Raw genomic sequence first — 24,354 nt, 5'->3', positions numbered from 1 at the left:
CGTCAGAAACTGGAAGCTGGTTCGATGATGGGCCGTTTTTTGTACGACATGGCGGATCAGGATCAATAAATGTTGCATTTTATGGTGCCCGGCCCCCACAACCGGATCCCGATCACAGGGCGGAGCGGCAGAGGCCATGCGCCGCCCCCCATCATGGGGGGAGAAGAGAGGATTGCCGCTCGGGGCAGGAATCGTTATCTTCCCCTCTTCACCGGATTCGCCACAGCACAAGGACCAGGACATGCCGACCCTCGCCAGCATACATCTCTACCCCATCAAGTCGACGGCCGGCATGCCGCTGAGCCGCGCCCTGGTCACCGAAGAGGGTCTTGCCGGGGATCGCCGCTACATGGTGGTCAAGCCGGACGGCAGCTTCATCACAGCCCGCACCCATCCGCAGCTGCAACAGGTGGTGGCGACCCCCATGGACGGCGGCCTGCAACTGCACTATCCGGGCCTTGAGCCCCTCACCCTGCAAGAACGGGATTTTTCCCGCACCCCTCGGGCCACCGGAGTCTGGAGCGACCATTTCACCGCCCTGCATACCACGCCGATCACCGACAGCTGGCTGAGTCGGGTGGCTGGCGAACCGGTTGCGCTGCTCTGGCTCGGCGAGGAGTCCACGCGTTTCCGGGAGAAGACCGGCACCCGGGTGAGCTTTGCCGACGGCTATCCCCTGCTGCTCATCAGCCAGGGTTCGCTTGAGGATCTCAACCTGAGATCCGACGCCTTGCACCAGATGAGCCAGTTTCGCACCAACCTGGTGGCGAGCGGCACCCGCCCCTTCGAGGAGGACGGCTGGAAGCGGATCCGCATCGGCGAGGTGGAGTTTCGGGTCGCCAAACCGTGCAGCCGCTGCATCATGACCACGGTGGAACCGGGCACGGATCGCTTCAACGCCCTGAAAGAGCCGCTCGCCACCCTCAGCCGCTATCGCCGTGGCGAGGATGGGGAGGTCTACTTCGGCCAGAATCTGGTGGCCCTGAACGAAGGGTGGATCGAGGCGGGCAGCGAGATCGAGGTGCTGGAGCGGGTGCGCCCGCCTGTCTACCCCAACGCCGCCCCCAAAAAACGCGAGCTGGTGTGCGTGGCCCGGGAGCCCCTGGCGCGGGATCTGGAGACCTTCTGGTTCGAGGCTGCCGACGGCGAGCCCCTGCCCGACTACCTGCCGGGCCAGCACCTGCCCATCAGCCTCGACATCGGCCAGGGAATCAAGATGGAGCGGGTCCAGCGCCGCTATACCCTGAGCTCCACCCCGGAGCGGCCCGAGCGTTACGGCATCAGCGTCAAGCGCCTCGGCGAGGGCCGCATCTCCCCCTGGCTGCACCGGCAGTTGCAGGTGGGTGACCGCCTGCTGGCGGCCGCCCCTGCCGGCGAGTTTCACCTGGGGGCCGAGCGCGCCCTGCTGCTGCTCTCGGCGGGATCCGGCGTTACCCCCATGCTCTCCATTGCCCGCACCCTGGCCCTGCGCGGGGAGCTGGATGACGTTCACTTCATGCACCTGTGCCGCTGCGAGGCGGACATCCCCGCCGCCGCCGAGCTGCACGCACTGGCGCGGCAGGGGATGACCCTCACCCTGATCCTGAGCCAGCCCGAGGCGCACTGGCAGGGGCTCAAGGGACGGCTGGATGACAGCCACCTCGGCCAGGTCAAGGGGCTGGCCGGACGAGAGGTGTTCGTCTGCGGTCCCCAGGGCTTTATGGCCGACGCGGCCAACCGGCTGACCGCCCTCGGCGTGCCCGCCGATCGCATCCGCCAGGAGAGCTTTGGCGGCGCCATCCTCTCGGTGGCCCGTCCCCACCAGGCGGTGCGCCTGCGTATCGGGGAGCGGGAGTTTGCCGGCAACAACCAGAGCACAGTGCTGGATCAGGCCAACAAGCAGGGGGTGGAGCTGCCCTGGAGCTGCCGCGCCGGCATCTGCGGCAGTTGCAAGCAGACGCTGTTGTCGGGAGAGGTGGATCACCCGGATGCACCGGCCATCACAGCCGCAGAGCGGGCCCAGGGCAAGTTCCTCGCCTGCTGCGCCGTGCCCCTGACGGATCTCGTGGTCGAATAGGGTGATCGGGGGGCAAAACGCCCCGCCCCGAAAAGCAAAACGGCTGCCCCTGGGCAGCCGTTTTCTTGTGGTGTCTGGCAATCAGCCACGCAGGGCGGCGATGCGCTGCTCGATGGGCGGGTGGCTCATGAACAGCTCGCTCATGGAGCGCTTGCCGTTGATGCCGAAGGCCATCATGGAACCTTCCAGCTGCGGCTCGGCACCGCGGGCGAGACGCTGCAGCGCGGCGATCATCTTGTCACGGCCGGCCAGCTTGGCGGCACCGGCGTCGGCGCGGAACTCGCGCTGACGGCTGAACCACATGACGATCATGGAGGCCAGCACGCCGAAGATCATCTCCAGCACGAACACGGTGATCATGTAGGCGAAGCCGCCGGAGCTGCTGCTCTCCTCGTCGTTGTTGGAGCTGAAGACGTTGCTGATGACGCCGGCCACGATGCGGGCGAAGAACATCACGAAGGTGTTCACCACCCCCTGGATCAGGGTCAGGGTCACCATGTCGCCGTTGGCCACGTGGCTCACCTCGTGGGCCAGCACGGCCTCCGCCTCGTCGCGGCTCATGCTGTAGAGCAGGCCGGACGACACGGCCACGAGGGAGTCATCGCGGCGGGCGCCGGTGGCGAAGGCGTTCATCTCGGGGGAGTCGTAGATCCCCACTTCCGGCATCTTGATGCCAGCCTCACGGGCCTGACGGGCGACCGTGCTCACCAGCCAGTGCTCGGTCTCGTTGCGGGGCTGCTCGATGACCTGGACGCCATAGCTGCGCTTGGCCATCCACTTGGACATCAGCAAGGAGATAAAGGAACCCCCAAAACCGAACACGGCGCAGAACACCAACAGCCCGGAAATGCTGGACTTGTTGATCCCCAGAACCGAGAACAGGATATTGAGCACCACCCCCAGCACCAGCATGACGGCCAGGTTGGTCACCAGGAATAGCATAATTCGCTTCATATTGACTCCTTGTGAGATATGGATGCATGGCTCGGGTCACCCCAGGGGCGACCGATGCCACACTTGCCCCAGATAATAGACAGACACGATGAATGATTGCTGAATGTCTGGCCTCAGAGCAGGGGCGAGATGTCGAGGCAGTCGCGCAAGTCCGTCTCGTGCGGTGCCTCCACGAAGGGTATCTCACCCAAAAATGGGGCCGGCAGCAAGGCTTTCAAGGTCGCCAGGTTCTCCGGATAACGATTCATGTGCGGATCCACCCGGTTGGACACCCAGCCCGCCAAGGTCAGCCCCTGCTGGCGAATGGCGGAGACGGTGAGCAGGGCATGGTTGAGACACCCCAGCCTGGCCCCCACCACCAGGATCACCGGCAACCGCTCAAGGGCGACCCAGTCCGAGAGCAGATGCTGGTGATCCAGCGGCAGCAACCAGCCCCCCGCCCCCTCGACGATCACGAGATCGGCCCCGCTCGCCTCTATCTTCCTCAGCCCCGCCGACAGTCCGGCGAAGGGGATGCTCTCCCCCGCCTCCCGGGCGGCGATATGGGGGGCTATGGGGGGCTCGAAGGCATAGGGATTGACCTGCTCGTAGGGCAGAGGCAGGCTGGCGGCCGCCTGCAGCAACTGGGCATCGAGGTTGCGCAGCCCCGCTGGGGTGCGGGCACAGCCGGCGGAAATCGGCTTGTAGCCGGCGCAGGGGATGCCTTGAGCGGCGAACGCCTGCAGCAGGGTACGGGCGACCAGCGTCTTGCCCACATCGGTGTCCGTGCCCGTGATGAAATAGGATCTGGTCATGATGACTCCTCGGCGCGATGGCGGGCGACATGCCTGCCTGCGCACATTGATGATGTTCGGTGACAAGATCGGGCCGCGTTGAGCTGCGGACCCGGTGATGACGCTTGGTTGGCGAACGGCTTATGCCCGGATCAGGCGCCCGAGGCAAACCTCGTAGCTGGCGGCCAGCAGGCCGTCGGGCTGGCGATAACGCTCGTAGGCCTCCCCCAGGCGCACCAGGCGCTGGCGATGACCCAGGCCCGCGGGCCGCTCGTCGTTGACCTGGCTCGCGCCTATCCCCTTGAGGTCGCGCAGCAGTCCGCTGAGCGCCGGGTAGGCGAGGGACCAGGTCAGCGGGCAGAGCTCAGGGGCATCGAAGCCCCCGTCACGGGCCGCCTGCTGCAACTGGGGCAGCGTCAGGAAGCGATTGACGTGGGCGCGGCCATCGACGGCGCGCCAGGCCTCCCGCAGTTGCCACAGGGACCCCGAAAGCAGGGTCGAGAAGAAGACCTGACCACCGGGCCGGAGCACCCGGTTGAGCTCGGCGAAGGCCTGGGCCGGACGCTCGCACCACTGCAGGGCCAGGCTGGAGAAGACCCAGTCCAGGCTCTGGTCGGCAAAGGGGAGCGCCTCCGCGTCGCCGCACACCAGGCGGGCGCCACTGCCGCGAAGGGCGGCCTGGGCCAGCATGCCGGGGGCGAGATCCAGCCCGGTCAGCGCGTCGCAGCGCGAGGCCAGATCCGGCAGAAAGAAGCCGGTGCCGCAGCCGAGATCCAGCCCGGCCCCTGAGCGCACCTCTTTCACGCCCCCCTCGTCCATGCACACCAGCAGTGCCTGCCCCACCTCCTGCTGGAAGCGGGCGTGGGCGTCGTAGTGACGGGCCGCCGCCCCGAAGCGGCGGGCGAGCTGCGCCTTGTCCACCGACTGGAAACGCTCATGGAGCATGGTCGCCCCCTCTCTCGTCGGTGGCCGGGCGCGGACCCAGGGCCTCGAGCAGGCGATCCACGTCGTCCTCGCCGTGGGCGGCGCACAGGGTGATGCGAAGGCGCGCCGTGCCGACCGGCACAGTCGGCGGGCGGATGGCCCCGGCCCAGACGCCGCGCTCCCGCAGCCGCTCGGCCAGTTGCAGGGCAGCGCCGCTCTCCCCCACCAGCAGCGGCTGGATGGGGGTGTCGCTTGCCCCCAGCTGCCAGCCCAGCACCTCTGCCCCTCGCCTGAACCGGGCGATCAGCCGGGCAAGCTGGGCACGGGCCTCGTCGGCGGCGCGCACCAGCTCGATGCTCTGGCGCACGGCGCACGCCTGGGCGGGGGGCATATGGGTGCTGTAGACATAGTGGCGGGCAAAATTGACCAGGTACTCCACCAGCTCGCGACTGCCGCCCACAAAGGCGCCGGCCACCCCGAGCGCCTTGCCGAAGGTCCCCATCTGGATGTGCACGCTGGCCGGGTTCACCCCCTGGGCCGCCAGGGTGCCGCGCCCCTCGGCACCAAGCACGCCGAGGCCGTGAGCATCGTCGATCATCAGCCAGTTGCCGCTCTGGGCAGCCAATGTTGCAAGTTCAACCCAGGGGCCCTGATCCCCGTCCATGCTGAAGACCCCTTCCGAGACGATCAGGCCCCGGTTTGGCTCAAGCAGCCGTTCCAAGGCCGCCATGTCGTTATGACCGAAGCGCTTCATCTTGCAGGGGAGCTGGCTGCCCATCTCCTGCAGGGAGGCATGGTTGAGCCTGTCCTGCCACAGCAGATGCTCCTTGCCGAGCAGGGCCTTGAGCACCGCCTGGTTGGCGGAGAAGCCGCAGTTGAACAGCAGCACCGCCTCCACCCCGAGCCAATCGGCAAGCGTCTCCTCCAGTTGCTGGTGAGCGCGGCTGTAGCCGGTCACCAGGGGCGAGGCGCCAGCGCCTGCGCCATATTGCGCCACGCCCGCCGCGAAGGCGGCCTTGATGGCGGTATGGCCCGCGAGCCCCAGGTAGTCGTTGCCAGAGACGTTGAGGTAGTCCCGCCCCCCGACCCGGATCCGCCCGCCGCTCGCGGCCTCTACCGGGGTGCGGCGGCGCAGCAGGGCGGCCTGCTCACGCTCGGCCAGGGCCTGCCCCAGTGCAAAGGGGCCTGTGACAACAGGGGTCATCATGTACGGACGGCTTCTGTGCGGGAGCGGGTGGCGTCGTAGAAGAGCTCGCTGGGCTCGCGCTGGCGGTTCACCTCGGCCAGCAGCTCCTCCTCTTGAACCTGATCCGGCTTCTGGGCCCGCTGGGCAGGGCGGATGCCGAGGCGCTTGAAGAGCTGCATGTCGCTGTTCTCGTCCGGATTGGGAGTGGTCAGCAGCTTGCAGCCATAAAATATCGAATTTGCCCCCGCCATAAAGCACATGGCCTGCATCTGCTCGTTCATCTTCTCCCGCCCGGCGGAGAGGCGCACGTGGGAGGCGGGCATCATGATGCGCGCCACTGCGATGGTGCGGATAAATTCGAACGGGTCCAGGTTCTCCTGGTTCTCCAGGGGCGTCCCCTTCACCTTGACCAGCATGTTGATGGGCACGCTCTCCGGGTGGCGCGGCAGGTTGGCGAGCGCCATCAGGAGGCCCGCACGGTCTTTAGCCTGTTCCCCCATGCCGACGATGCCGCCGGAACAGACCTTCATGCCGGCGCCGCGCACGTGCTCCAGGGTGTCGAGCCGGTCCTGATAGGTACGGGTGGTGATGATGTCGCCGTAAAACTCCGGCGAGGTGTCGAGGTTGTGGTTGTAGTAATCCAGGCCCGCGGCCCCGAGACGCGCCGCCTGATCCGCGGTCAGCATCCCTAGTGTCATGCAGGTCTCCATGCCGAGCCCGCGCACCTCTTCAATCATCCGGATGATGTAGGGCATGTCCTTCTCTTTGGGGTTGCGCCAGGCGGCCCCCATGCAGAAACGGGACGAGCCGTTGGCCTTGGCTTCCCGGGCCCGCTCCAGCACTTTTTCCACCTCCATCAGCCGCTCGGTCTCGAGCCCGGTGTGATAGCGGGCGCTCTGGGGGCAGTATTTGCAATCCTCCGGGCAGGCACCGGTCTTGATGGAGAGCAAGGTGCTCACCTGCACCTCGTTCGGGTCGAAATGGGCGCGGTGCACCGTCTGGGCCTGGAACAGCAGATCGTTGAATGGCAGGGCGAACAGGGCCTGAACCTCGGTCAGGGTCCAGTCGTGACGAAGGGCGTGGGCGCCCGCGGTGAGAGCATTCATACATGGCTTCCGGTTGTTATAGGTGGGATCCTGCGCCGCGCTCATGGAGAGATGGCCGCAGAACCCGCCAGCTGGACTATGCACCGCAAGGGCGTGAGCGAAGCCAAGTGGCTGAAATTGTTGGCTAGTGTAGAGAGCGCGCGTAGACTGTCAACACCGACCAGATCAAATTAATTGACAACAGAACACAAAATGACCAATCAAGAATTCGACCTGCACCACGTCTGGCATCCCTATACCTCCCTCACCCATCCCCTGCCCTGCTACGAAGTGGCCAGCGCCAAGGGGGTGACCCTCACCCTGACGGACGGGCGCGAGCTGGTGGATGGCATGAGCTCCTGGTGGGCCTGCGTGCACGGCTACCAGGTGCCTGAGCTCGACGCGGCCGCCACCGCCCAGCTCGGCAAGATGTCCCACGTGATGTTTGGCGGCCTGACCCATGCCCCCGCAGTCGAGCTCTGCCGCAAGCTGGTTGATATAACGCCAAAGGGGCTGGATCGGGTCTTTCTGGCGGACTCCGGCTCGGTGGCGGTGGAGGTGGCCCTCAAGATGGCCCAGCAGTACTGGCACGCCAAGGGGACGCCCCGCGCCAAATTCGTCTCCCTGCGGGGCGGCTATCACGGTGACACCTTCGGCGCCATGAGCGTGTGCGATCCCGATGGCGGCATGCACGAGCTCTACAAGGGCTTCCTGCCCGAGCACCATTTCGTCGAAGCCCCCGGCTGCCGCTTCCACGCCGAGTGGGACGAGCGTTGCGTGGTGGAGCTCGCCACCCTGGTGGCGGATCATCACGAGGAAATCGCCGCCATCGTGCTCGAACCCATAGTCCAGGGGGCAGGCGGCATGCGCTTCTATCACCCCCGCTACCTGCAGTGGGTGCGCGCCCTGTGCGACGAGTTCGGCCTGCTGCTGATTGCCGACGAGATCGCCACCGGCTTTGGCCGCACCGGCCAGCTCTTCGCCTGCGACTGGGCGGGGATCAGCCCCGACATCATGTGTCTGGGCAAGGCGCTTACCGGGGGCTATCTGACCCTGTCGGCCACCCTGACCACAGAGCATGTCGCCCGCACCGTGTGTGATGGGAAGGCGGGCGTCTTTATGCACGGCCCCACCTTTATGGGCAATCCATTGGCGTGCGCCGTCGCCAACGCCTCCATCGAGCTGCTGCTGGCCTCACCTTGGCGCGATCGGGTGCAAGCCATCGAACACCAGCTGCGCACCGAGCTGGTGGAGCTGACCCTGCACCCGGCGGTGGCCGATGTCCGGGTGCTCGGCGCCATCGGGGTGGTGGAGATGAAGGAGCGGGTGGATGTGGCGCGCATCCAGCGCAAGTTCGTGTCGCTTGGGGCCTGGATCCGCCCCTTCGGCAAGCTCGTCTACCTGATGCCTCCCTTCGTCATCACCCCCGAGGAGCTGCGGGTATTGACCTGCGCCATCCGCGAGGCCATCACCGCCGGGGAGTTCTGAGCCAGAAGAGGCTCGGCACAAGACCCCGTCACAATGGCCCCGTCATGGCGACGGGGCCTTTTGGCTCTTTTTCATCAGAATGTGAGCAAGTCATCAAAACCCGTCCGGCGAGGAGAGTAGACTGCGCGCGTTTTACCCAACAGATGTACCAGTCCCATGCGCCTCTCCATTGCTGCCAAGATCAATTTCTTCCTGCTCTTCATCTTCTCCATGGTATTGGTGTTTTCCGCAGCCTATCAGGCGGTGCGCGAGCGGGATCTCATCCTGACCCTCATCAAGGAGCAGAGCCGCGAGCAGACCGAGGCCTACTTCGACGGTCTCAACATGCTGATGCTGACCGGCAAGATGGAGGCCCGCGACACCCTGCGCGCCAAGTTTCTCGATCACGCCCACGTGGAGGATGCCCGCATCGTGCGCGGGGCGGCGGTCAACAAGCAGTTCGGGCCGGGCCGTGACGTGGAGGCTCCGAAAGACAGATTTGACGCCCTGGCCCTGGCGGGCAAGGGCAGCCTGGAGGTGGAGCATGACGGCATGCACAGCCGGCTGGTGGTGACCCGCCCGTTGCTGGCGCAGAAAGACTTTCGCGGCACCGACTGCACCAGTTGCCACCAGGTGCCGGAAAATACCGTGCTGGGGGCGGTGCGCTTTGACTACTCCCTCGACTCCCTGTTCACCCGGGTCGAGCAGAACATCCTCACCTCGGCGCTCAGCCTCACCCTCATCTTCGGGCTGGGGCTGCTGCTCACCCTCTGGGTCATCCGCACCTGGATAGTTCGCCCCCTGAACCAGCTGACCCGCTCCATGGAGGAGGCGACCGATCGCAACGACTTCGGCCATCGGCTGGAGGGGGATGAAGGGGACGAGATTGGCCGGGTGGCACTCGCCTACAACCAGATGCTCGACAGCGTGGAGCGCCAGCTCGGCAAGCGCTCGGTCGCCCCGCCGCAGGACGAGCCGTCAGACTATCACCCCAGGTAGTAAAACAGTAGGCTGGCCACCAGGATCCGCTGCTGGATCAAGAGATTGATGTGCAGCGCATCCTCTTGCAGTAGGCTGCGCCTGCGCTCCAGCGCCTCGCCGTAGGACGAGCCGTCAGACTATCACCCCAGGTAGTAAAACAGCAGGCTGGCCACCAGGATCAGCAGCAGGATAAAGAGGTTGGCGTGCAGGGCATCCTCCTGCCGGCGGCTGCGGCCGCGCTCCAGCGCCAGGACCACCAGGGTCAGCAGGCAGCAGGCCCAGAGCCCGCGCTCCAGCCAGGGGGTGAGGGCGGGATCCCAGCTTTGGCGCACCCTGACCCCGCCATAGACCAGAAAACCATAGGCAGTCTGCGGCCTGGCGAAGTGATAGAGGGAGAGCAGGGCGATGAAACCGCCCCAGCAGAGGATCACCAGCCCCCTCAGTAGCCGTACCCGGCCATCCGGCCCCCGCCTGCGCTCCTTCACCCTCACCCCCGTCCAACCGTCAGGATCCATGCAGGATGCATGGGGAAATCCCCGCAAGGGTCCGACATTTTTGCTTGTTTATCAAACCCGCGCGGGTAAGATGAACGGCTTAGTCTGCCATGGTGGGCCAACTGTGCCCGGGCCAGACCCCTAGTGTTGCAAATAGCGCTGCAAGAACAAGCTGGAGACAATATTTCGATGACGCACGCATCCGTAGTAGATGTGCTGGCCGGTAAGTATTCGGTCGGCACCACCCAGACAGTGAAAGGGTGGATCCGGACCCGCCGCGATTCCAAGGCGGGGATCTCATTTTTGGCCATCTCCGATGGCTCCTGCTTCCATCCGGTGCAGGCAGTCGTCCCCAATACCCTGGCCAATTACGAGAATGAAGTGCTGCGTCTGACCACAGCCTGCTCGGTGGAAGTGACAGGTCTGGTGGTCGAATCCCAGGGCAGCGGCCAGGCGTTCGAACTGCAGGCCACCGAGGTCAAGGTGGTGGGCTGGGTCGAGGATCCGGACACCTACCCCATGTCCGCCAAGCGCCACAGCATCGAATACCTGCGCGAGCAGGGCCACCTGCGTGCCCGTACCAACATCGTCGGCGCCGTGACCCGGGTGCGCAACTGCCTCTCCCAGGCCATTCACCGCTTCTTCCACGAACAGGGCTACCTCTGGATCGCCGCGCCCCTCATCACCGCCTCCGACACCGAAGGGGCCGGCGAGATGTTCCGCGTCTCCACCCTGGATCTGGAAAACCTGCCGCGCACCCCCGAAGGCAAGGTGGACTACGACAAGGACTTCTTCGGCAAGGAGACCTTCCTGACCGTCTCCGGCCAGCTCAACGTCGAGACCTATGCCTGCGCCCTGTCCAAGGTCTACACCTTCGGGCCCACCTTCCGCGCCGAAAACTCCAACACCAGCCGCCACCTGGCCGAGTTCTGGATGGTGGAACCGGAAGTGGCCTTCGCCAACCTGGAAGACAACGCCGCCCTGGCCGAAGCCATGCTGAAGTACGTCTTCAACGCCGTGCTGGCGGAGCGCCGGGACGATCTGGAATTCTTCGCCCAGCACGTGGACAAGGACGCCATCGGCCGTCTGGAGCGCTTCGTCGCCTCCGACTTCGCCCAGATTGACTACACCGACGCCATCGAAGTGCTGAAGAACTGCGGCAAGAGCTTCGAGTTCCCGGTCTCCTGGGGTATCGACCTCTCCTCCGAGCACGAGCGCTACCTGGCCGAGGAGCACTTCAAGTCCCCGGTGGTGGTGAAGAACTACCCGAAGGACATCAAGGCTTTCTACATGCGCCTCAACGACGACGGCAAGACCGTCGCCGCCATGGACGTGCTGGCCCCGGGGATCGGCGAGATCATCGGCGGCTCCCAGCGCGAGGAGCGTCTCGAGGTGCTGGATGCCCGTCTGGCCGAGATGGGCCTGAACAAGGAAGACTACTGGTGGTACCGCGACCTGCGCCGCTACGGCACAGTGCCGCACTCCGGCTTCGGCCTGGGCTTCGAGCGCCTGGTGGTCTACGTGACCGGCATGGGCAACGTGCGCGACGTCATCCCCTTCCCCCGTACCCCCCGCACCGCCGAGTTCTAAGGCGACCGCCTGCTCGCACAGTGCAAGAGCCGACCTCTGGGTCGGCTTTTTTATGCCTGTCGTTTCCCCCTTGTCTCCCTCCTTCCCACGACCCTGGCCCGGTTTTTCCTTTGGTAAAGCGGGTCGACCGTAGTTTTTATGCACTTAAATCGGAAAAAAGCGGGTTGTTGAAGCAACGCAAATTTTTACCCCTTTAGGGGTGACAGAATATCCATAACCCTTCAGGGGTAATTGACGACAGCGGATCCCGGGCAGCTGGCCGATGGGAACATGGATAAAACACACGAGGTAATGGAATGATCTTGATGGAATTTTTGGTGGTACTCGGCTGCTTGCTGCTGGGTACCCGCTTTGGGGGCATGGGGCTTGGTCTTATCAGCGGCATCGGCCTCTTCCTGCTGACCTTCGTCTTCGGCCTGGTGCCGGGCGAGCCGCCGGTGCAGGTGATGCTGACCATACTCGCGGTGATCGGCTGCGCCGCCACCCTGCAGACTGCCGGCGGCCTCAACCTGATGATGCAGGTGGCCGAACGCCTGCTGCGCCGCCACCCCCAGTACATCACCCTGCTGGCGCCGCTCACTACCTGGACCCTCACCTTCCTGTGCGGCACCGGCCACGTGGTCTACACCATGTTCCCCATCATCGCCGACATCGCGCTGCAGAAGAACATCCGCCCGGAGCGCCCCATGGCAGTGGCGTCCGTTGCCTCCCAGATGGCCATCTGCGCCTCGCCGGTCTCGGTGGCCGTGGTCTCCATGGTCTCCATCCTGGCGGCGGCTCACGGCGTGGGTCAGGCCTATGGTCTGCTCGACATCCTGATGATCGCCATCCCCTCCTCCCTCACCGGTGTCATGGTGGCGGCCCTCTGGAGCCTGCGCCGCGGCAAGGATCTGGACAAGGACGAGGAGTTCCAGGCCAAACTCAAGGACCCTGCCCAGCGCGACTTCATCTACGGCGGCGGCGAGACCCTGCTCAATACCAAGTTCCCGAAAGAGGCCTACTGGTCCACCTGGATCTTCTTCGCCGCCATCGCCGCCGTGGTGCTGCTGGGTGCCGACGAGGCGCTGCGCCCTGTCTTCACCATCAAGGACAAGACGGGCCCCCTCTCCATGAACCTGGTGATCCAGATGATGATGCTGATCGCCGGCGCCATCATACTGATGCGCTGCAAGGTCAAGCCGGGGGAGATCGCCAACGGCGCCGTCTTCAAGGCGGGCATGGTCGCCATCTTCTCCGTGTTCGGGGTCGCCTGGATGAGCGAGACCTTCTTCCAGGCCCACATGCCGCTGCTCAAGGAGTCCCTCTCCCACGTGGTGCAGGCCCAGCCCTGGACCTACGCCCTGGTGCTCTTCCTCATCTCCAAGCTGGTGAACAGCCAGGCGGCGGCGCTCACCGCCATCGCCCCCATGGGGCTGGCGCTGGGGGTGGAGCCCAAGCTGCTTATCGCCTTCCTGCCGGCGAGCTACGGCTACTTCGTGCTGCCGACCTACCCGAGCGATCTCGCCTGCATCGGCTTCGACCGCTCCGGCACCACCCGCATCGGCAAGTTCATCATCAACCACAGCTTCATCCTGCCCGGCCTCATCGGGGTGGTAACCTCCTGTACCCTGGGCTTCATCCTGACCAGCATACTGCTGTGACAGGCCCCCAGTTCGAACGGCTCCCGCACGGGGGCCGTTTTTTTATCCCCCGCCACCGGCCCGCGCTTTGCCAACCGCCCGTACTCTGGGTAGCATGAGCCCTCTTTTTCTTTGCGGAATCTCCCCATGTCTCGCGTCATCCTGCTCTGGAGCGGCGGCAAGGATGCCATGCAGGCCCTCTGCCATGCCCGCGAAGCGGGTCATCAGGTGGTGGCCCTGGTCACCTTTGCTCCACCCGAACCCCGTTTCCTCGCCCATCCCCTGCCGCTGGTGCGCCGTCAGGCGGCGGCCCTCGGCCTGCCTCACCAGCTTGTCACCATAGAGGCACCGTTCGATCTCGGTTATGAGCGGGCGCTGATACGGCTCAAGGAGCAGTGGCACCTCGATGGGGTGGTCACCGGCGATATCGACAGCGTGGGCGGCGCGCCGAACTGGATCCGCGAGCGCTGCCGCCCCCTTGGGATCAAAGTCCACACCCCGCTCTGGCAGCAAACCCGCGAGGCGCTGCTGGCGGACCTGCTGGCACGCGGCATCGTCGCCCACCTCTCCTGCGTCGATACCCGGATGCTGGCCCCCGAGTGGGTCGGACGCAGGCTCGATGCCGCCACCCTGGCCGAGTTGCAGCGGCTCGCCAACGCCCAAGGATTCGATGCCTGCGGCGAGCAGGGGGAGTACCACACCATGGTGACCGACGGCCCGGGCTTTGCGGCGCCCGTGCACCTCGGCCCCTGGCGGGTCGCCCGTCAGGATCACCTGGCCTATCTGGCGCAGGCAGAGCCCTGACAGGACGCGGGCCACCGTCACCACGCCCGGAAGAGACCAAGCTGGCTCATACCGACCTGCACCGCCTGCGGGTCGCCGAGCGTGGCCCTCCCGTGGGGATAGCTCCGGTCTTCTTTGACCGACACCCACAAAAGTTACCAAACCGCACATTGATGGATGCAAATCCCACAAATAGGCACAAGAACGATATTTAACGCCAACCTGGAGGCGCTAGAATGTGCCCCAGGGTATCCCTGACCGACAACCTCCACTTTGTTTGCGTTGGATCAACATCCATCCGGGGTGAACTGGCCAAGATGCCCGTCGACACAGAGCGACCATTTCGCACCGGAGAGAGTTATGACAAACCAAGCCACCGCGGGCACCTCGGCCTGCGACTACAAGCTGTGGGACATCCTCGTCGAGTCTGCAAAGGAACGCACCACCATTCGTTACTCCAAACTGGCCAGGCAGGCCGGGCTGGAGCAGTGCCAGGATGAACTGCGCACCCTGCTGCAACGCATTCGCATGTACTGCACCGAGAACAACCTCCCCATCCTCTCCGCCATCGTGATGGATGACGTGGGCAAGTACACCGGCCTCTCCTCCAGCCTGCCGGATGCGCCCTGGGAGCGGGCCAGGGTCTTCGACCACGAGTGGACCACCCTGCACTGACAGGCATCCCCTTCCCCTCGAAACGCGCCGGCCGGCGCGTTTTCGTCTCTTGCCCCCATCGGCGTCCCCCTACTGCACTGGTAAAACCAGCGAGCCTGGCCATGAGCGTTGCCATGGGGGGGCCACAATGCCAGAATCGGGCCCTTGTATGATTCCACCCCGGATTTCAGGGCCGCAGGCCCGCAGACAAAGGATCCCCCATGGCCACCACCCTCTATGGCATCAAGAACTGCGACACCATCAAGAAGGCCCGCAAGTGGCTAGAGGAGGCGGGCATCGACTACCGCTTCCACGATCACCGCGCCGACGGCCTGGCTCCCGAGCAGCTCGATAGCTGGCTGGAGCGCCTCGGCTGGGAGGCCCTGCTCAACACCCGCGGCACCACCTTCCGCGCCCTGCCGGACGAAGCCAGACAGGATCTCGACACCGCCAAGGCGCGCGCCCTGCTGCTGGCCCACCCGGCCATGATCAAGCGCCCCTTGCTGGACAAGGACGGCGAACTGACCCTGGGCTTCAAGGCCGATCACTACCAATCCCTCTTCTCTCGTTAAGGAAAAACGATGTCGGATGTCATCGCACTGGCCAAGGATCTGATCCGCCGCCCCTCCGTTACCCCGCTGGATGAAGGGTGCCAGACCCTGATGGCGGAGCGCCTCCAGCGCCTCGGTTTCGTCATCGAGCCCATGGTGTTCGAAGACACCACCAACCTCTGGGCCCGCCGCGGCAGCGAGGGGCCGCTGTTCTGCTTCGCCGGCCACACCGACGTGGTGCCCGCCGGCCCGCTGGAGAAGTGGCACACCCCGCCGTTCGAGCCGACCATCCAGGATGGCGTGCTGTACGGGCGCGGCGCCGCCGACATGAAGGGGTCCCTCGCCGCCATGGTGGTGGCGACCGAGCGCTTCGTGGCCGAACACCCGGACCACAAGGGCTCCATCGCGTTTCTCATCACCTCGGATGAGGAGGGGCCCTTCATCAACGGCACGGTGCGCGTCATCGACACCCTGGAGGCGCGCAACGAGAAGATCACCTGGTGCATCGTCGGCGAGCCCTCCTCCACTGCCGTGGTGGGGGACGTGGTAAAGAACGGCCGCCGTGGCTCCATCACAGGGGATCTGGTGGTGCGCGGGGTGCAGGGCCACGTGGCCTATCCCCATCTGGCGGACAACCCCATTCACAAGGCGGCCCCGGCCCTGGCCGAGCTCGCCGCCACCGTCTGGGACGAGGGCAACGCCTACTTCCCCCCCACCAGCTTCCAGATCGCGAACATCCAGAGCGGCACCGGCGCCTCCAACGTCATCCCGGGGGAGCTGCACGTCCAATTCAACTTCCGTTTCAGCACCGAGCTCACCGATAGTGAGATCCGCGAGCGGGTCGAAGCCCTGCTGGATCGTCACGGCCTCGACTACCAGATCAAGTGGACCCTCTCCGGCCAGCCCTTCCTGACCGACACCGGCGCCCTGCTGGAGGCCACAGTGGCCGCCGTGGCGGCGGTCAACGGTCAGCAGCCGGCCCTGCTCACCACCGGCGGCACCTCGGACGGGCGCTTTATCGCTCCGACCGGGGCGGAAGTCATCGAGCTGGGCCCGGTCAACGCCACCATCCACAAGGTGAACGAGTGCGTGAGGGCGGACGATCTGGATCTCCTGGCCGACATGTACCAGGGAGTGCTGGCCCGGCTGCTGGCATGAACGCCTTTCACCGCCTGGCCGCACAGCCCAAGAGGGAGACCATGCAACCATGACCCAGGATCAACTGCTTGGACTGGATGAGAGCCACCTCATCCTGGTGGGGCGTGGCCCCCATCGCCTGACCGCCGCCACCGCGGCGGCCTTCAACGACATGCAGGTAGCCGCCGCCCACGCGGGGTTCAACCTGCAGGCCGCCTCCAGCTGGCGCAGCTTCGAGCGCCAGCTCGCCATCTGGAACGGCAAGTGGCGCGGAGAGCGCCCCCTGCTGGATGCGGACAACCAGCCCCTCGATGCGCTGCAGCTCGGCGATATGGAGCGGCTGCACGCCATCCTGCGCTGGAGCGCCCTGCCCGGCACCAGCCGCCACCACTGGGGCACGGATCTCGACATCTACGATCCGGACTGCCTGCCCGCAGGCACCAAGCTCGCGCTGGAGCCCTGGGAGTATGAGGCGGGCGGCTGGTTTGCCGACTTGAGCGAGTGGCTGGATGATCACATGAACGACTTCGGCTTCTTCCTGCCCTATGCCAGGGGGGCGCAACCGGGTCAGGGGGTGGCCTACGAACCCTGGCACCTGAGCTTCGCCCCCGAGTCCGACGAGCTGACCCTGGATCCGGCGGCGCTGGCGCTTTGCCTGCAAGGGGCGGATATTGAAGGCAAGGCGTGCATACTGGCCCATCTCGACGAGATCCTGGCCCGTTATGTCACCCTGGCACACCACGAAAGGAGGATCTGATGAGCTTGTGGTTATGGATAGGCCTGCCGCTGCTGTTTCTGCTCGGCCTGTTTCTCAATGCCATCAAGGACATGAAACAGCTCGAGAAGCAGTTGCCCAAATACAGGGACAAGATCCGCGACGTCAAGGACGACGAGGACGACTGACCCCTTTGCAGGAGCCCGCAGGCGCTCCTGCATCCCGACACGGCCAGGGGCCGACAAAGGCCTCTCGTCACCCTGGTTTTGCCCCTCAATCCCGCGCCGATTGCCCCCTTTTTATCCCCTCCCCCTCCCCGAACGCCCGATCGCGGCCGGCGCCTGAAAACGACGCTGAAAACGTAAAAAACTGCAAAACGATGCACAATTAAGCCACACAAGGGGGATCAAACTGCATATAATGTGCCTGTTTTGCCGACCGCTACGAGGAGTTCGCCATTGGATGCCACCACCATCAACAGTTTCTTCTTTATCGGTGCCCTGTTGGTGGGAGCCAGTGTCCTGTTGAGCGCACTCTCGTCCCGGGTCGGCATTCCCATCCTGGTCATCTTCCTCGCCGTCGGCATGCTGGCCGGTGAGGATGGCCCCGGCGGCATCCACTTCGCCGACTACTCGGTCGCCTACCTGGTGGGCAACCTGGCGCTCGCCATCATATTGCTCGACGGCGGCATGCGCACCCGGGTCTCCTCGTTTCGCGTGGCGCTCTGGCCCGCCCTGTCGCTGGCCACCGTCGGGGTGGCCATCACCACAGGCCTGACGGGTCTTGCCGCCGCCTGGCTGTTCGATCTCAACCTGCTGCAGGGGATGCTGATCGGCGCCATCGTCGGCTCCACCGACGCGGCGGCGGTCTTCTCCCTGCTCGGCGGGCGCAGCCTCAACGAGCGGGTCAGCGCGACCCTGGAGATCGAATCGGGCAGCAACGATCCCATGGCGGTCTTCCTCACCGTCACCCTGATCGAGGTGCTGGCCACCGCCCAGCAGGGGCTGGACGCCGGCTTCCTGCTGCTGCAACTCATCAAGCAGTTCGGCCTGGGCGCCGGCATCGGCCTCGCGGGGGGCTGGCTGCTGTGGAAGCTCATCAATACGGCCCGCCTGGCCCCGGGCCTCTACCCCCTGCTCACGGTGAGCGGCGGCCTGCTCATCTTCGCCCTCACCACGGCGGTGGGGGGCAGCGGCATCCTCGCCATCTACCTTACCGGCCTGTTGCTCGGCAACCTCTCCCTGCGCAGCCGCAGCACCACCCTCTCCGTGCTGGACGGTCTGACCTGGCTCAGCCAGATCGGCATGTTCCTGGTGCTGGGGCTGCTCGCTACCCCGAGCAACCTGCTGCCTATCGCCCTGCCGGCCCTGGCGTTGGCCATGTGGATGATCCTCTTTGCCCGCCCGGTGTCGGTGTGGATCGGGCTGCTGCCGTTCAAGAACTTCGCCCCCCGGGAGCGCTGGTTCATCTCCTGGGTGGGACTGCGCGGCGCCGTGCCCATCATCCTCGCGGTCTTCCCCATGATGGCGGGACTGCCGGGCGCCCAGCTCTACTTCAACGTCGCCTTCTTCGTGGTGCTGGTCTCCCTCATCCTGCAGGGTAGCTCGCTGCCGCTCGCCTCCCGCCTCGCGCGGGTCGAGGTGCCGGCGCCGCCCTCCCCCATCAACCGCTCGGGCCTGGAGATCGATCTCGACAGCCAGTGGGAGACCTTCGTCTATCGCCTGAGCGCCGAGAAGTGGTGCATCGGCTCCCCCCTGCGGGAGCTGCGCATGCCCCAGGGGACCCGCATCTGCGCCCTGTTCCGCGGCCAGGAGCTGCTGCACCCTTCGGGCAGTACCCGGCTGCAGTCCGACGACATCCTCTGCGTCATCGGCCACGAGCGCGATCTGCCCGCCCTCGGCCAGCTGTTCAGCCAGGCCCCCGAGCAGGATCTGGGTCCGCGCTTCTTCGGCGACTTCCTGCTGGAGGCCGCCGCCAGGCTGGTGGATCTGGCCCCCCTCTACGGGCTGGATGTGAGCGAGGTGGCGGATCAGACGCTCGGCGATTTTATTGCCCATCAGTTGGGCGATAATCTGGTTGTCGGTGACCACGTCGCCTGGCAGGGGCTGCTCTGGACCGTGGCGGAAATGGAAGAGGGCGAGCCCCGCAAGATAGGGGTGCGCTTCCTGGAAGAAGACCCCGTCTAGGCACCGGCCATAAGTTGCCATTACTCAGTGAGAAGGGAGTGACCCATGCCTTATCAAACCCTGTTGTCTGGTCTGTATCCTCCCTCGCCCAAGCTGGGCCTTATCGAGGGCTTCTTCGGCAAGGGCTGGAGCTGGGAGGCCCGCGCCCGCTATGCCCAGTGGCTGCCCCGCCACGGCTATGGCTTCTACCTCTACGCCCCCAAGGAAGACGGCTACCTCCGCAAGCACTGGGCCCAGCCCTGGCCCGCCGACCAGCTAGAGGCGCTGCGTCGCCTAGCCCAGCAGTGCCGGGACAACGGGCTCGCCTTCGGGGTGGGTCTGAGCCCCATGGGCGCCCACCACGACTATGAGCGCCAGCGCCCCGCCCTGTTGGAGAAGGTGCGCCTCATCGAGCAGGAGCTCAAGCCCGACATCCTGGCGATCCTGTTTGACGACATGAAGGGGGATACCCCGGATCTCGCCCACTGGCAGCTCACCATCACCCACGACATTGCGGCCCACACCGGCGCAGGCCGGCTGTTGTTCTGTCCCAGCTACTACTCGACGGATCCCGTGCTGGAGAAGGTGTTCGGCGCCATGCCCCCCCATTACCTCACCGACCTCGGCCAGGGGCTGGACAGGCGCATCGACATCTTCTGGACGGGCCCCAGGGTCTGCTCCACCGAATACCCGGCGGCGCACCTCAGGCAGGCGGCCGACTGGCTGCACCGCAAGCCGTTCCTGTGGGACAACTACCCGGTCAACGACGGCAGCAAGGCGAGCAGCTTCCTGCACCTGCGCGCCTTCGAGAACCGCCCGGCAGAGCTCGCGGATCTCACCGCCGGCCACGCGGTCAACCCCATGAAGCAGGCCGCCCTTTCGGTGCTGCCACTCGCCACCCTGCCCATGAGTTACCGGCTCGGCCGCCAGTACGATCCGGACAAGGCGCTGCACGCCTCCCTCAACGCCACCTGCGGGCCGCAGATCTCCGCCATGATCCAGGCCGACCTGCCGCTGTTCCAGGACATCGGCCTGGCCCAGCTCACGGCCGATCAGGTGAGCCATCTCAAGACCCGCTACCTGCCGTTCCAGGATCAGGCCTGCGTCGCCGAGATCCTGCGCTGGCTGGACGGCGAATACGTGTTCGATCCCGACTGCCTGACCGACTGACACCTCGCCAAACGCCCAATAAAAATGCCACCTCCCCTTCACCAGGGAGGTGGCATTTTTCATTCCGAGAGCCTCAGCCGAAGGCCAGCCAGACGCCCACAAACAGCATGAGCGAGCCCGCGATCCGGTTCATCAGGGTGACGTTGCCGCTTTTCGCCAGGAAGTGGCGCAGAGTGCGGCCACCGCTCGCGTAGAGCAGCAGGCAGGAGAACTCGATGACCAGGATGAGCGTCACCAAGGCCCCTATCTGGGGTGCCATGGGCTTGGCCGCGCTGATGAAGGGGGGCAGCAGGGAGACCATGAAGGCCCAGCCCTTGGGATTGGCGATGGCGGTGACGAACCCCTGCAGCGCCAGCCCGAGCGGCCTGGTCTCCTGTTCCGCCGACAGGTCGGCCGGGATGGCCATCTTGCCCTTGGCCTGCCACATCTGGATGCCGAGCCAGACCAGATAGGCGCCCCCCACGTACTTGAACGCCGAGAAGAGGGCCGGATAGTTGAGCATGACCGCCGCCACCCCGACCACGGAGAGCACGGAGACCAGACCGACGCCGATGAGCTCGCCCCACATCATGTGCAGGGTACGGCGCACCCCCAGGCTCATGCCCAGGGTCATCGCCAGGGTCATGCACATGCCGGGGGTCACGGAGACAAAGAAGAACGTGGGAACAAAAAGCGCCAAGATGGCGGGATCAATCCAGTCGGACACACTACACCTCCAGGTAACAAGCAGACGATCATGCCCAGCACACTCTTTAAACACAAGAAAAACCTTTTCGTTCAGCCCGAATTCAGACTAAAAAACCCTGTGACAAGGATTGTCGCACCTGTGTAAGATGCGGCCTTGCTCCTCTTTCGGGTTAGGATCTTTCATGTCTTTGAACAATCTCTCCATTCGCCTTCAAGTGCTCATCCCTCTGCTGCTTGCCAGCCTGCTGATGCTGCTGATGGCCGTTGTCAGCAAGCAGGAGATAGACGGTGCGATCGGTGACATGAACGACACCACCGCCAGCGTCACCCGCCACAAGGACGACATCGCCGCCCTAATCCACGCCACCTACCGGCTGCGCACCAACGCCATCTACGGCCTCTACGATCAGGCGCGCTTCGCCCAGTTGCCGGCCCAGCTCTCCGCCGCCGAGCAGGAGATAGGCACCATACTGTCACGGCTGGTGATCCCGGGGGCCGAGCAGGACAACACCCAGGTGGCCGCAGCCCTGCAGGCCTACCTCGGCCACACCCGCAGCAACATGCTGCCGCTGCTGGCCGCCAAACATCAGGGCAGCGGCGAGCCCGCCGGCTATGAGCAAGCCAGGCTGCGCTTTCGCGATCTGGGGGAGCAGCTCATCAAGCAGATCGACACCCTGTCGGCCCACATCAGCCAGCTGAGCCAGCAGGAGATCGCCCTGGAGCAGGCCCACTACCACGCCACCCTGCTGCAGACCCTGCTGCTGATGGGAGCCACCCTGGTGGCGGCGCTCTGCGGCGGCTGGTGGCTCTCCGGGCGCATCGTCCAACCCATCGGCCAGCTGCAGGAGGTGATGCACGCCGTCGCCCTCGGCCGCTTCAACGTGCGCGCCAGGGCCGAGGGCGACAACGAGCTGGGCCAGCTCGCCAGGGATATCAACCAGACCCTGAGCCAGCTTGGCAACACCATTCAGACCCTGACCGGCATCAGCGGCAACGTGGCCTCCGCCGCCACCGAGCTGGCCGCCGTCATGACCCAGTCCGAGGCCAATGCCCAGCAGCAGCGCAGCGAGACCGAGCAGGTGGCCTCCGCCGTCACCGAGCTGGCCAGCACCGCCGACAACGTCAACCACAATGCCGCCCTGGCCGACGAGCTGGCGCGGGACGCCAACCGCCGGGTCGAGCAGGGGCTGGCGCTCTTTACCGAGAGCATCCAGGCCAACGGCCGCATGGCGGGCAGCCTGGAGCAGGCCGCCACCGTGGTGGCCAGACTCAAGTCCCAGTCCGAGCAGATCGGCAAGGTGATCGAGGTGATTCAGAGCATCTCGGAGCAGACCAACCTGCTGGCCCTCAACGCCGCCATCGAGGCCGCCCGCGCCGGCGAGACCGGTCGCGGCTTCGCCGTGGTGGCCGACGAGGTGCGTCTGCTGGCGGCCCGAACCCAGGACTCCACCAAGGAGATCCAGGTCATCATCGAGCAGTTGCAGAGCCAGTCCCTCTCCGCCAACAGCGGCGTGCAGGAGACCCTGGAGATCCTCGGCCACAACCAGCGCCTCTCCGCCGAGGTGCAGGATCTGCTGGGGGGCATCACCGAGGCGGTCAACCAGATCAATGGCGCCAACGCCCAGGTGGCGACCGCGGCGGAGGAGCAGTCCTGCGTCACCGCCGACATCAGCCGCAACCTCACCAACATCCACGAGATAGTGAACCAGAACGCCGCCGGCATCAGTCAGAGCGCCGCCGCCAGTCACGAACTGTCACAGCTCGCCGAACAGCAGCGCAGGCAGCTCGCCCAGTTCCAGCTGTAATACTCCCCTCTCGTTGACAGACTCCGGGCCCCGCCCCGGGGTCTGCCCCCTCACGTTTAAAACGGTTTTTTGCCTTTAAGGTGTCATTGGGGGCTGGGCTGCATCCGCAAATATGGGTATGGTAGAGGCACGTCACTCCCCCTCCCCCAGAGAACACCATGAGCCTCAAGTTCAAGAAACCCGCTTTTGTCGCGCTCGGCCTCATCGCCCTGCTCTCCGCACTCTGGCTCGATTTCTATCTGCCGGAGCACACCATCGCCACCATCACAGGGGTCGAGGTGAAACGCACCGACAAGGACGGCCCCATCAGCCAGAAGAACCCGGCCGACGGCCCCACCGTGGATGTCTATTACATCTATACCGAGCGCCCCGGCGAGAAGATCCGGGTATTCCGCAACGAGGATACCCTCTGGGGCTGGCCCTTCTACTTCAAGTTCAACGCCGCCGACGTCCAGGCCAAGGCCAAGTCCATGGAGTTCGAGAAACGCCTGGCCATGATCACCTCCTACGGCTGGCGGGTGAACATGTTCTCCCTCTTCCCCAACGTCACCAAGATCGAGAGCGCCGAGCCCGATGCCTCCACCTGGAGCTTCTTCCGCTGGTTCTGGTTCGGCGTCTGGGCCCTGGTGATGGGCAAGGCCGCCATCGCCACCTGGCGCTACTTCGATCGCCTCGAGGACGAGATATGAGCGAGCCGAGCAAGACGCGCACCAGCTTCTACCGCCGGCTCTACGTGGCTCACCTCATCAGCCAGGGCACGGATACGGTGCCCGCCATCATGGCCGCCACCGGCATGCCGCGCCGCACCGCCCAGGACACGCTCAGCGCCCTGGCGGAGCTCGACATCTGCTGCGCCTTCGAGCAGACCGAGGGGGCCCGCCATCTCCAGGGTCACTATCGCATCAGCGACTGGGGGCCCATCAATCCTGACTGGATCCAGGCCCAGCTGCCCGTCATCAAGCAGACCCTGGGTTATCCCTGATTTCCAGGCCCCTGGTCTGCCTCCCATAGAAAGGGGCCAGCCTTGCGGCTGGCCCCTTTCTTGTCTGGCCGGGTCACCCTTCTGCGAGCGCCGGGCGCTTAATCCCCTTCGTCAAAGGACTCTTCCGGCAGCGGCTCCGCCGACTCGCCCCGGGTGCAATCGATGATGGAGCGCTTGGGGTTGTTGGGATCGCGCAGCAGCAGGGGGGCCATCCCCTCATCGTGCAGCTGCTCGTCGGCAAACTCGCTGCCATAGGCGTTGTGGGTCAGCCTGCGCGCGTTGGCGATGGGGGTGTCCACGAAGAGGGCGTGTACCTCGAAGGTGGAGGCGGGGACGAGAAAACCGACGATGGGCAGGCCGTGCAGCTCCTCATGCAGCTTGTACCAGGCAAAGCCGTCGCTCACCTTGTCGGGGGTGTAGATGGCAAGCTGTGGATTCGCCGGGCGCCCCGTCTCGCTGTCGAGATGGAGGGAGTCCAGCTCGCAGGTCGCCAGCCCCTGCCACATCTTCTCGAACGGGGTGGCACAACCCGCCAGTTGCATGCATGTCAGCAGCGCCAACGTCCCTTTCCACATT

The 24,354-nt window shown here is 65.3% G+C and carries 24 protein-coding genes; 16 read left to right on the top strand and 8 right to left on the bottom strand.

Translation table 11 applies throughout. The features are described 5' to 3' along the window. Window positions 1-241 precede the first annotated feature (241 nt). Window positions 242-2,056 carry an MOSC N-terminal beta barrel domain-containing protein gene (locus I6L39_RS12940; protein WP_216989863.1) on the top strand — a complete coding sequence of 605 codons (1,815 nt, stop codon included), beginning with the start codon at window positions 242-244 and terminating at the stop codon, window positions 2,054-2,056. 81 nt (window positions 2,057-2,137) lie between these two features. On the opposite strand, the gene htpX is transcribed toward I6L39_RS12940, so the two are convergent. From htpX to bioB, 5 genes are all read right to left on the bottom strand, one after another. Then, on the bottom strand, window positions 2,138-3,010 hold the full coding sequence (htpX, locus tag I6L39_RS12935) for a protease HtpX (protein ID WP_025326323.1): 873 nt from the start codon (window positions 3,008-3,010) through the stop codon (window positions 2,138-2,140). A gap of 113 nt (window positions 3,011-3,123) precedes the next feature. Then, window positions 3,124-3,804, bottom strand: a complete 681-nt coding sequence (gene bioD, locus I6L39_RS12930) for a dethiobiotin synthase (RefSeq protein ID WP_216989862.1) — start codon at window positions 3,802-3,804, stop codon at window positions 3,124-3,126. A 120-nt stretch (window positions 3,805-3,924) separates the two neighbouring features. Then, window positions 3,925-4,728 carry a malonyl-ACP O-methyltransferase BioC gene (gene bioC / locus I6L39_RS12925; protein WP_216989861.1) on the bottom strand — a complete coding sequence of 268 codons (804 nt, stop codon included), beginning with the start codon at window positions 4,726-4,728 and terminating at the stop codon, window positions 3,925-3,927. Further along, window positions 4,718-5,914, bottom strand: coding sequence for an 8-amino-7-oxononanoate synthase (gene bioF / locus I6L39_RS12920; RefSeq protein ID WP_216989860.1), 1,197 nt, complete (start codon window positions 5,912-5,914; stop codon window positions 4,718-4,720). The genes bioC and bioF overlap by 11 nt, the downstream gene beginning before the upstream one ends. After that, on the bottom strand, window positions 5,911-6,999 hold the full coding sequence (gene bioB / locus I6L39_RS12915) for a biotin synthase BioB (RefSeq protein WP_216989859.1): 1,089 nt from the start codon (window positions 6,997-6,999) through the stop codon (window positions 5,911-5,913). Before bioB ends, bioF begins: the two co-directional genes overlap by 4 nt. Before the next feature lie 192 nt (window positions 7,000-7,191). On the opposite strand from bioB, the gene bioA reads away from it, so the two are divergent. Together bioA and I6L39_RS12905 are read left to right on the top strand one after the other, a co-directional pair. Continuing rightward, on the top strand, window positions 7,192-8,466 hold the full coding sequence (bioA, locus tag I6L39_RS12910; protein WP_216989858.1) for an adenosylmethionine--8-amino-7-oxononanoate transaminase: 1,275 nt from the start codon (window positions 7,192-7,194) through the stop codon (window positions 8,464-8,466). Window positions 8,467-8,622: 156 nt separating this feature from the next. After that, complete coding sequence (locus I6L39_RS12905) at window positions 8,623-9,444, top strand: HAMP domain-containing protein (RefSeq protein ID WP_216989857.1); 822 nt, start codon at window positions 8,623-8,625, stop codon at window positions 9,442-9,444. 122 nt (window positions 9,445-9,566) lie between these two features. Here the strand turns inward: I6L39_RS12905 and I6L39_RS12900 are convergent, their stop codons facing one another. Then, window positions 9,567-9,869: a hypothetical protein gene (locus tag I6L39_RS12900; protein WP_254203778.1), complete on the bottom strand. Its 303-nt coding sequence runs from the start codon at window positions 9,867-9,869 to the stop codon at window positions 9,567-9,569. Window positions 9,870-10,109: 240 nt separating this feature from the next. Here I6L39_RS12900 and asnS point away from each other — a divergent pair, with 240 nt between their 5' ends. From asnS to I6L39_RS12850, 10 genes are all read left to right on the top strand, one after another. Continuing rightward, window positions 10,110-11,510 (top strand): asparagine--tRNA ligase, encoded by a 1,401-nt coding sequence (asnS, locus tag I6L39_RS12895; protein ID WP_216989856.1) that lies wholly within the window; start codon window positions 10,110-10,112, stop codon window positions 11,508-11,510. 296 nt (window positions 11,511-11,806) lie between these two features. Then, a complete protein-coding gene (locus tag I6L39_RS12890; protein WP_143237313.1) occupies window positions 11,807-13,150 on the top strand; it encodes an anaerobic C4-dicarboxylate transporter in 1,344 nt (447 codons plus the stop codon). 126 nt (window positions 13,151-13,276) lie between these two features. Further along, on the top strand, window positions 13,277-13,933 hold the full coding sequence (locus tag I6L39_RS12885; RefSeq protein ID WP_216989855.1) for an adenine nucleotide alpha hydrolase: 657 nt from the start codon (window positions 13,277-13,279) through the stop codon (window positions 13,931-13,933). Window positions 13,934-14,272: 339 nt separating this feature from the next. Next, entirely contained in the window at window positions 14,273-14,587 is a 315-nt protein-coding gene (locus I6L39_RS12880; protein ID WP_042077263.1) for a hypothetical protein, read from the top strand. A 200-nt stretch (window positions 14,588-14,787) separates the two neighbouring features. Next, window positions 14,788-15,138 carry an ArsC family reductase gene (locus I6L39_RS12875; RefSeq protein ID WP_209793504.1) on the top strand — a complete coding sequence of 117 codons (351 nt, stop codon included), beginning with the start codon at window positions 14,788-14,790 and terminating at the stop codon, window positions 15,136-15,138. A 9-nt stretch (window positions 15,139-15,147) separates the two neighbouring features. Beyond that, window positions 15,148-16,275 (top strand): succinyl-diaminopimelate desuccinylase, encoded by a 1,128-nt coding sequence (dapE, locus tag I6L39_RS12870; RefSeq protein ID WP_216989854.1) that lies wholly within the window; start codon window positions 15,148-15,150, stop codon window positions 16,273-16,275. A gap of 49 nt (window positions 16,276-16,324) precedes the next feature. Next, entirely contained in the window at window positions 16,325-17,011 is a 687-nt protein-coding gene (locus I6L39_RS12865; RefSeq protein ID WP_216989853.1) for a M15 family metallopeptidase, read from the top strand. Continuing rightward, a complete protein-coding gene (locus tag I6L39_RS12860; RefSeq protein WP_084202797.1) occupies window positions 17,011-17,157 on the top strand; it encodes a hypothetical protein in 147 nt (48 codons plus the stop codon). Before I6L39_RS12865 ends, I6L39_RS12860 begins: the two co-directional genes overlap by 1 nt. Before the next feature lie 270 nt (window positions 17,158-17,427). Beyond that, window positions 17,428-19,155: a potassium/proton antiporter gene (locus tag I6L39_RS12855; protein ID WP_216989852.1), complete on the top strand. Its 1,728-nt coding sequence runs from the start codon at window positions 17,428-17,430 to the stop codon at window positions 19,153-19,155. Between the two features lie 45 nt (window positions 19,156-19,200). Further along, window positions 19,201-20,304 carry a beta-N-acetylglucosaminidase domain-containing protein gene (locus I6L39_RS12850; RefSeq protein ID WP_216989851.1) on the top strand — a complete coding sequence of 368 codons (1,104 nt, stop codon included), beginning with the start codon at window positions 19,201-19,203 and terminating at the stop codon, window positions 20,302-20,304. 73 nt (window positions 20,305-20,377) lie between these two features. Here the strand turns inward: I6L39_RS12850 and I6L39_RS12845 are convergent, their stop codons facing one another. Continuing rightward, window positions 20,378-21,010: a LysE family translocator gene (locus I6L39_RS12845; protein WP_216989850.1), complete on the bottom strand. Its 633-nt coding sequence runs from the start codon at window positions 21,008-21,010 to the stop codon at window positions 20,378-20,380. Window positions 21,011-21,173: 163 nt separating this feature from the next. Between I6L39_RS12845 and I6L39_RS12840 the strand changes: the two genes are divergently transcribed. The 3 genes from I6L39_RS12840 to I6L39_RS12830 all read left to right on the top strand — a co-directional run bounded on the left by I6L39_RS12840 (window position 21,174) and on the right by I6L39_RS12830 (window position 23,778). After that, entirely contained in the window at window positions 21,174-22,796 is a 1,623-nt protein-coding gene (locus I6L39_RS12840) for a methyl-accepting chemotaxis protein (protein ID WP_209793499.1), read from the top strand. Between the two features lie 158 nt (window positions 22,797-22,954). Continuing rightward, entirely contained in the window at window positions 22,955-23,485 is a 531-nt protein-coding gene (locus I6L39_RS12835; RefSeq protein WP_042076902.1) for a DUF1523 family protein, read from the top strand. Next, window positions 23,482-23,778: a helix-turn-helix domain-containing protein gene (locus I6L39_RS12830; protein WP_216989849.1), complete on the top strand. Its 297-nt coding sequence runs from the start codon at window positions 23,482-23,484 to the stop codon at window positions 23,776-23,778. The genes I6L39_RS12835 and I6L39_RS12830 overlap by 4 nt, the downstream gene beginning before the upstream one ends. 98 nt (window positions 23,779-23,876) lie before the next feature. Here I6L39_RS12830 and I6L39_RS12825 read toward each other — a convergent pair whose 3' ends face one another. Then, on the bottom strand, window positions 23,877-24,353 hold the full coding sequence (locus tag I6L39_RS12825) for a hypothetical protein (RefSeq protein ID WP_042076899.1): 477 nt from the start codon (window positions 24,351-24,353) through the stop codon (window positions 23,877-23,879). Window position 24,354 lies beyond the last annotated feature (1 nt).

It is taken from the genome of Aeromonas sp. FDAARGOS 1409 (genome assembly GCF_019048705.1).
Classification (GTDB): domain Bacteria; phylum Pseudomonadota; class Gammaproteobacteria; order Enterobacterales; family Aeromonadaceae; genus Aeromonas; species Aeromonas sanarellii.
This window is presented reverse-complemented; position numbering and strand designations above follow the sequence as displayed.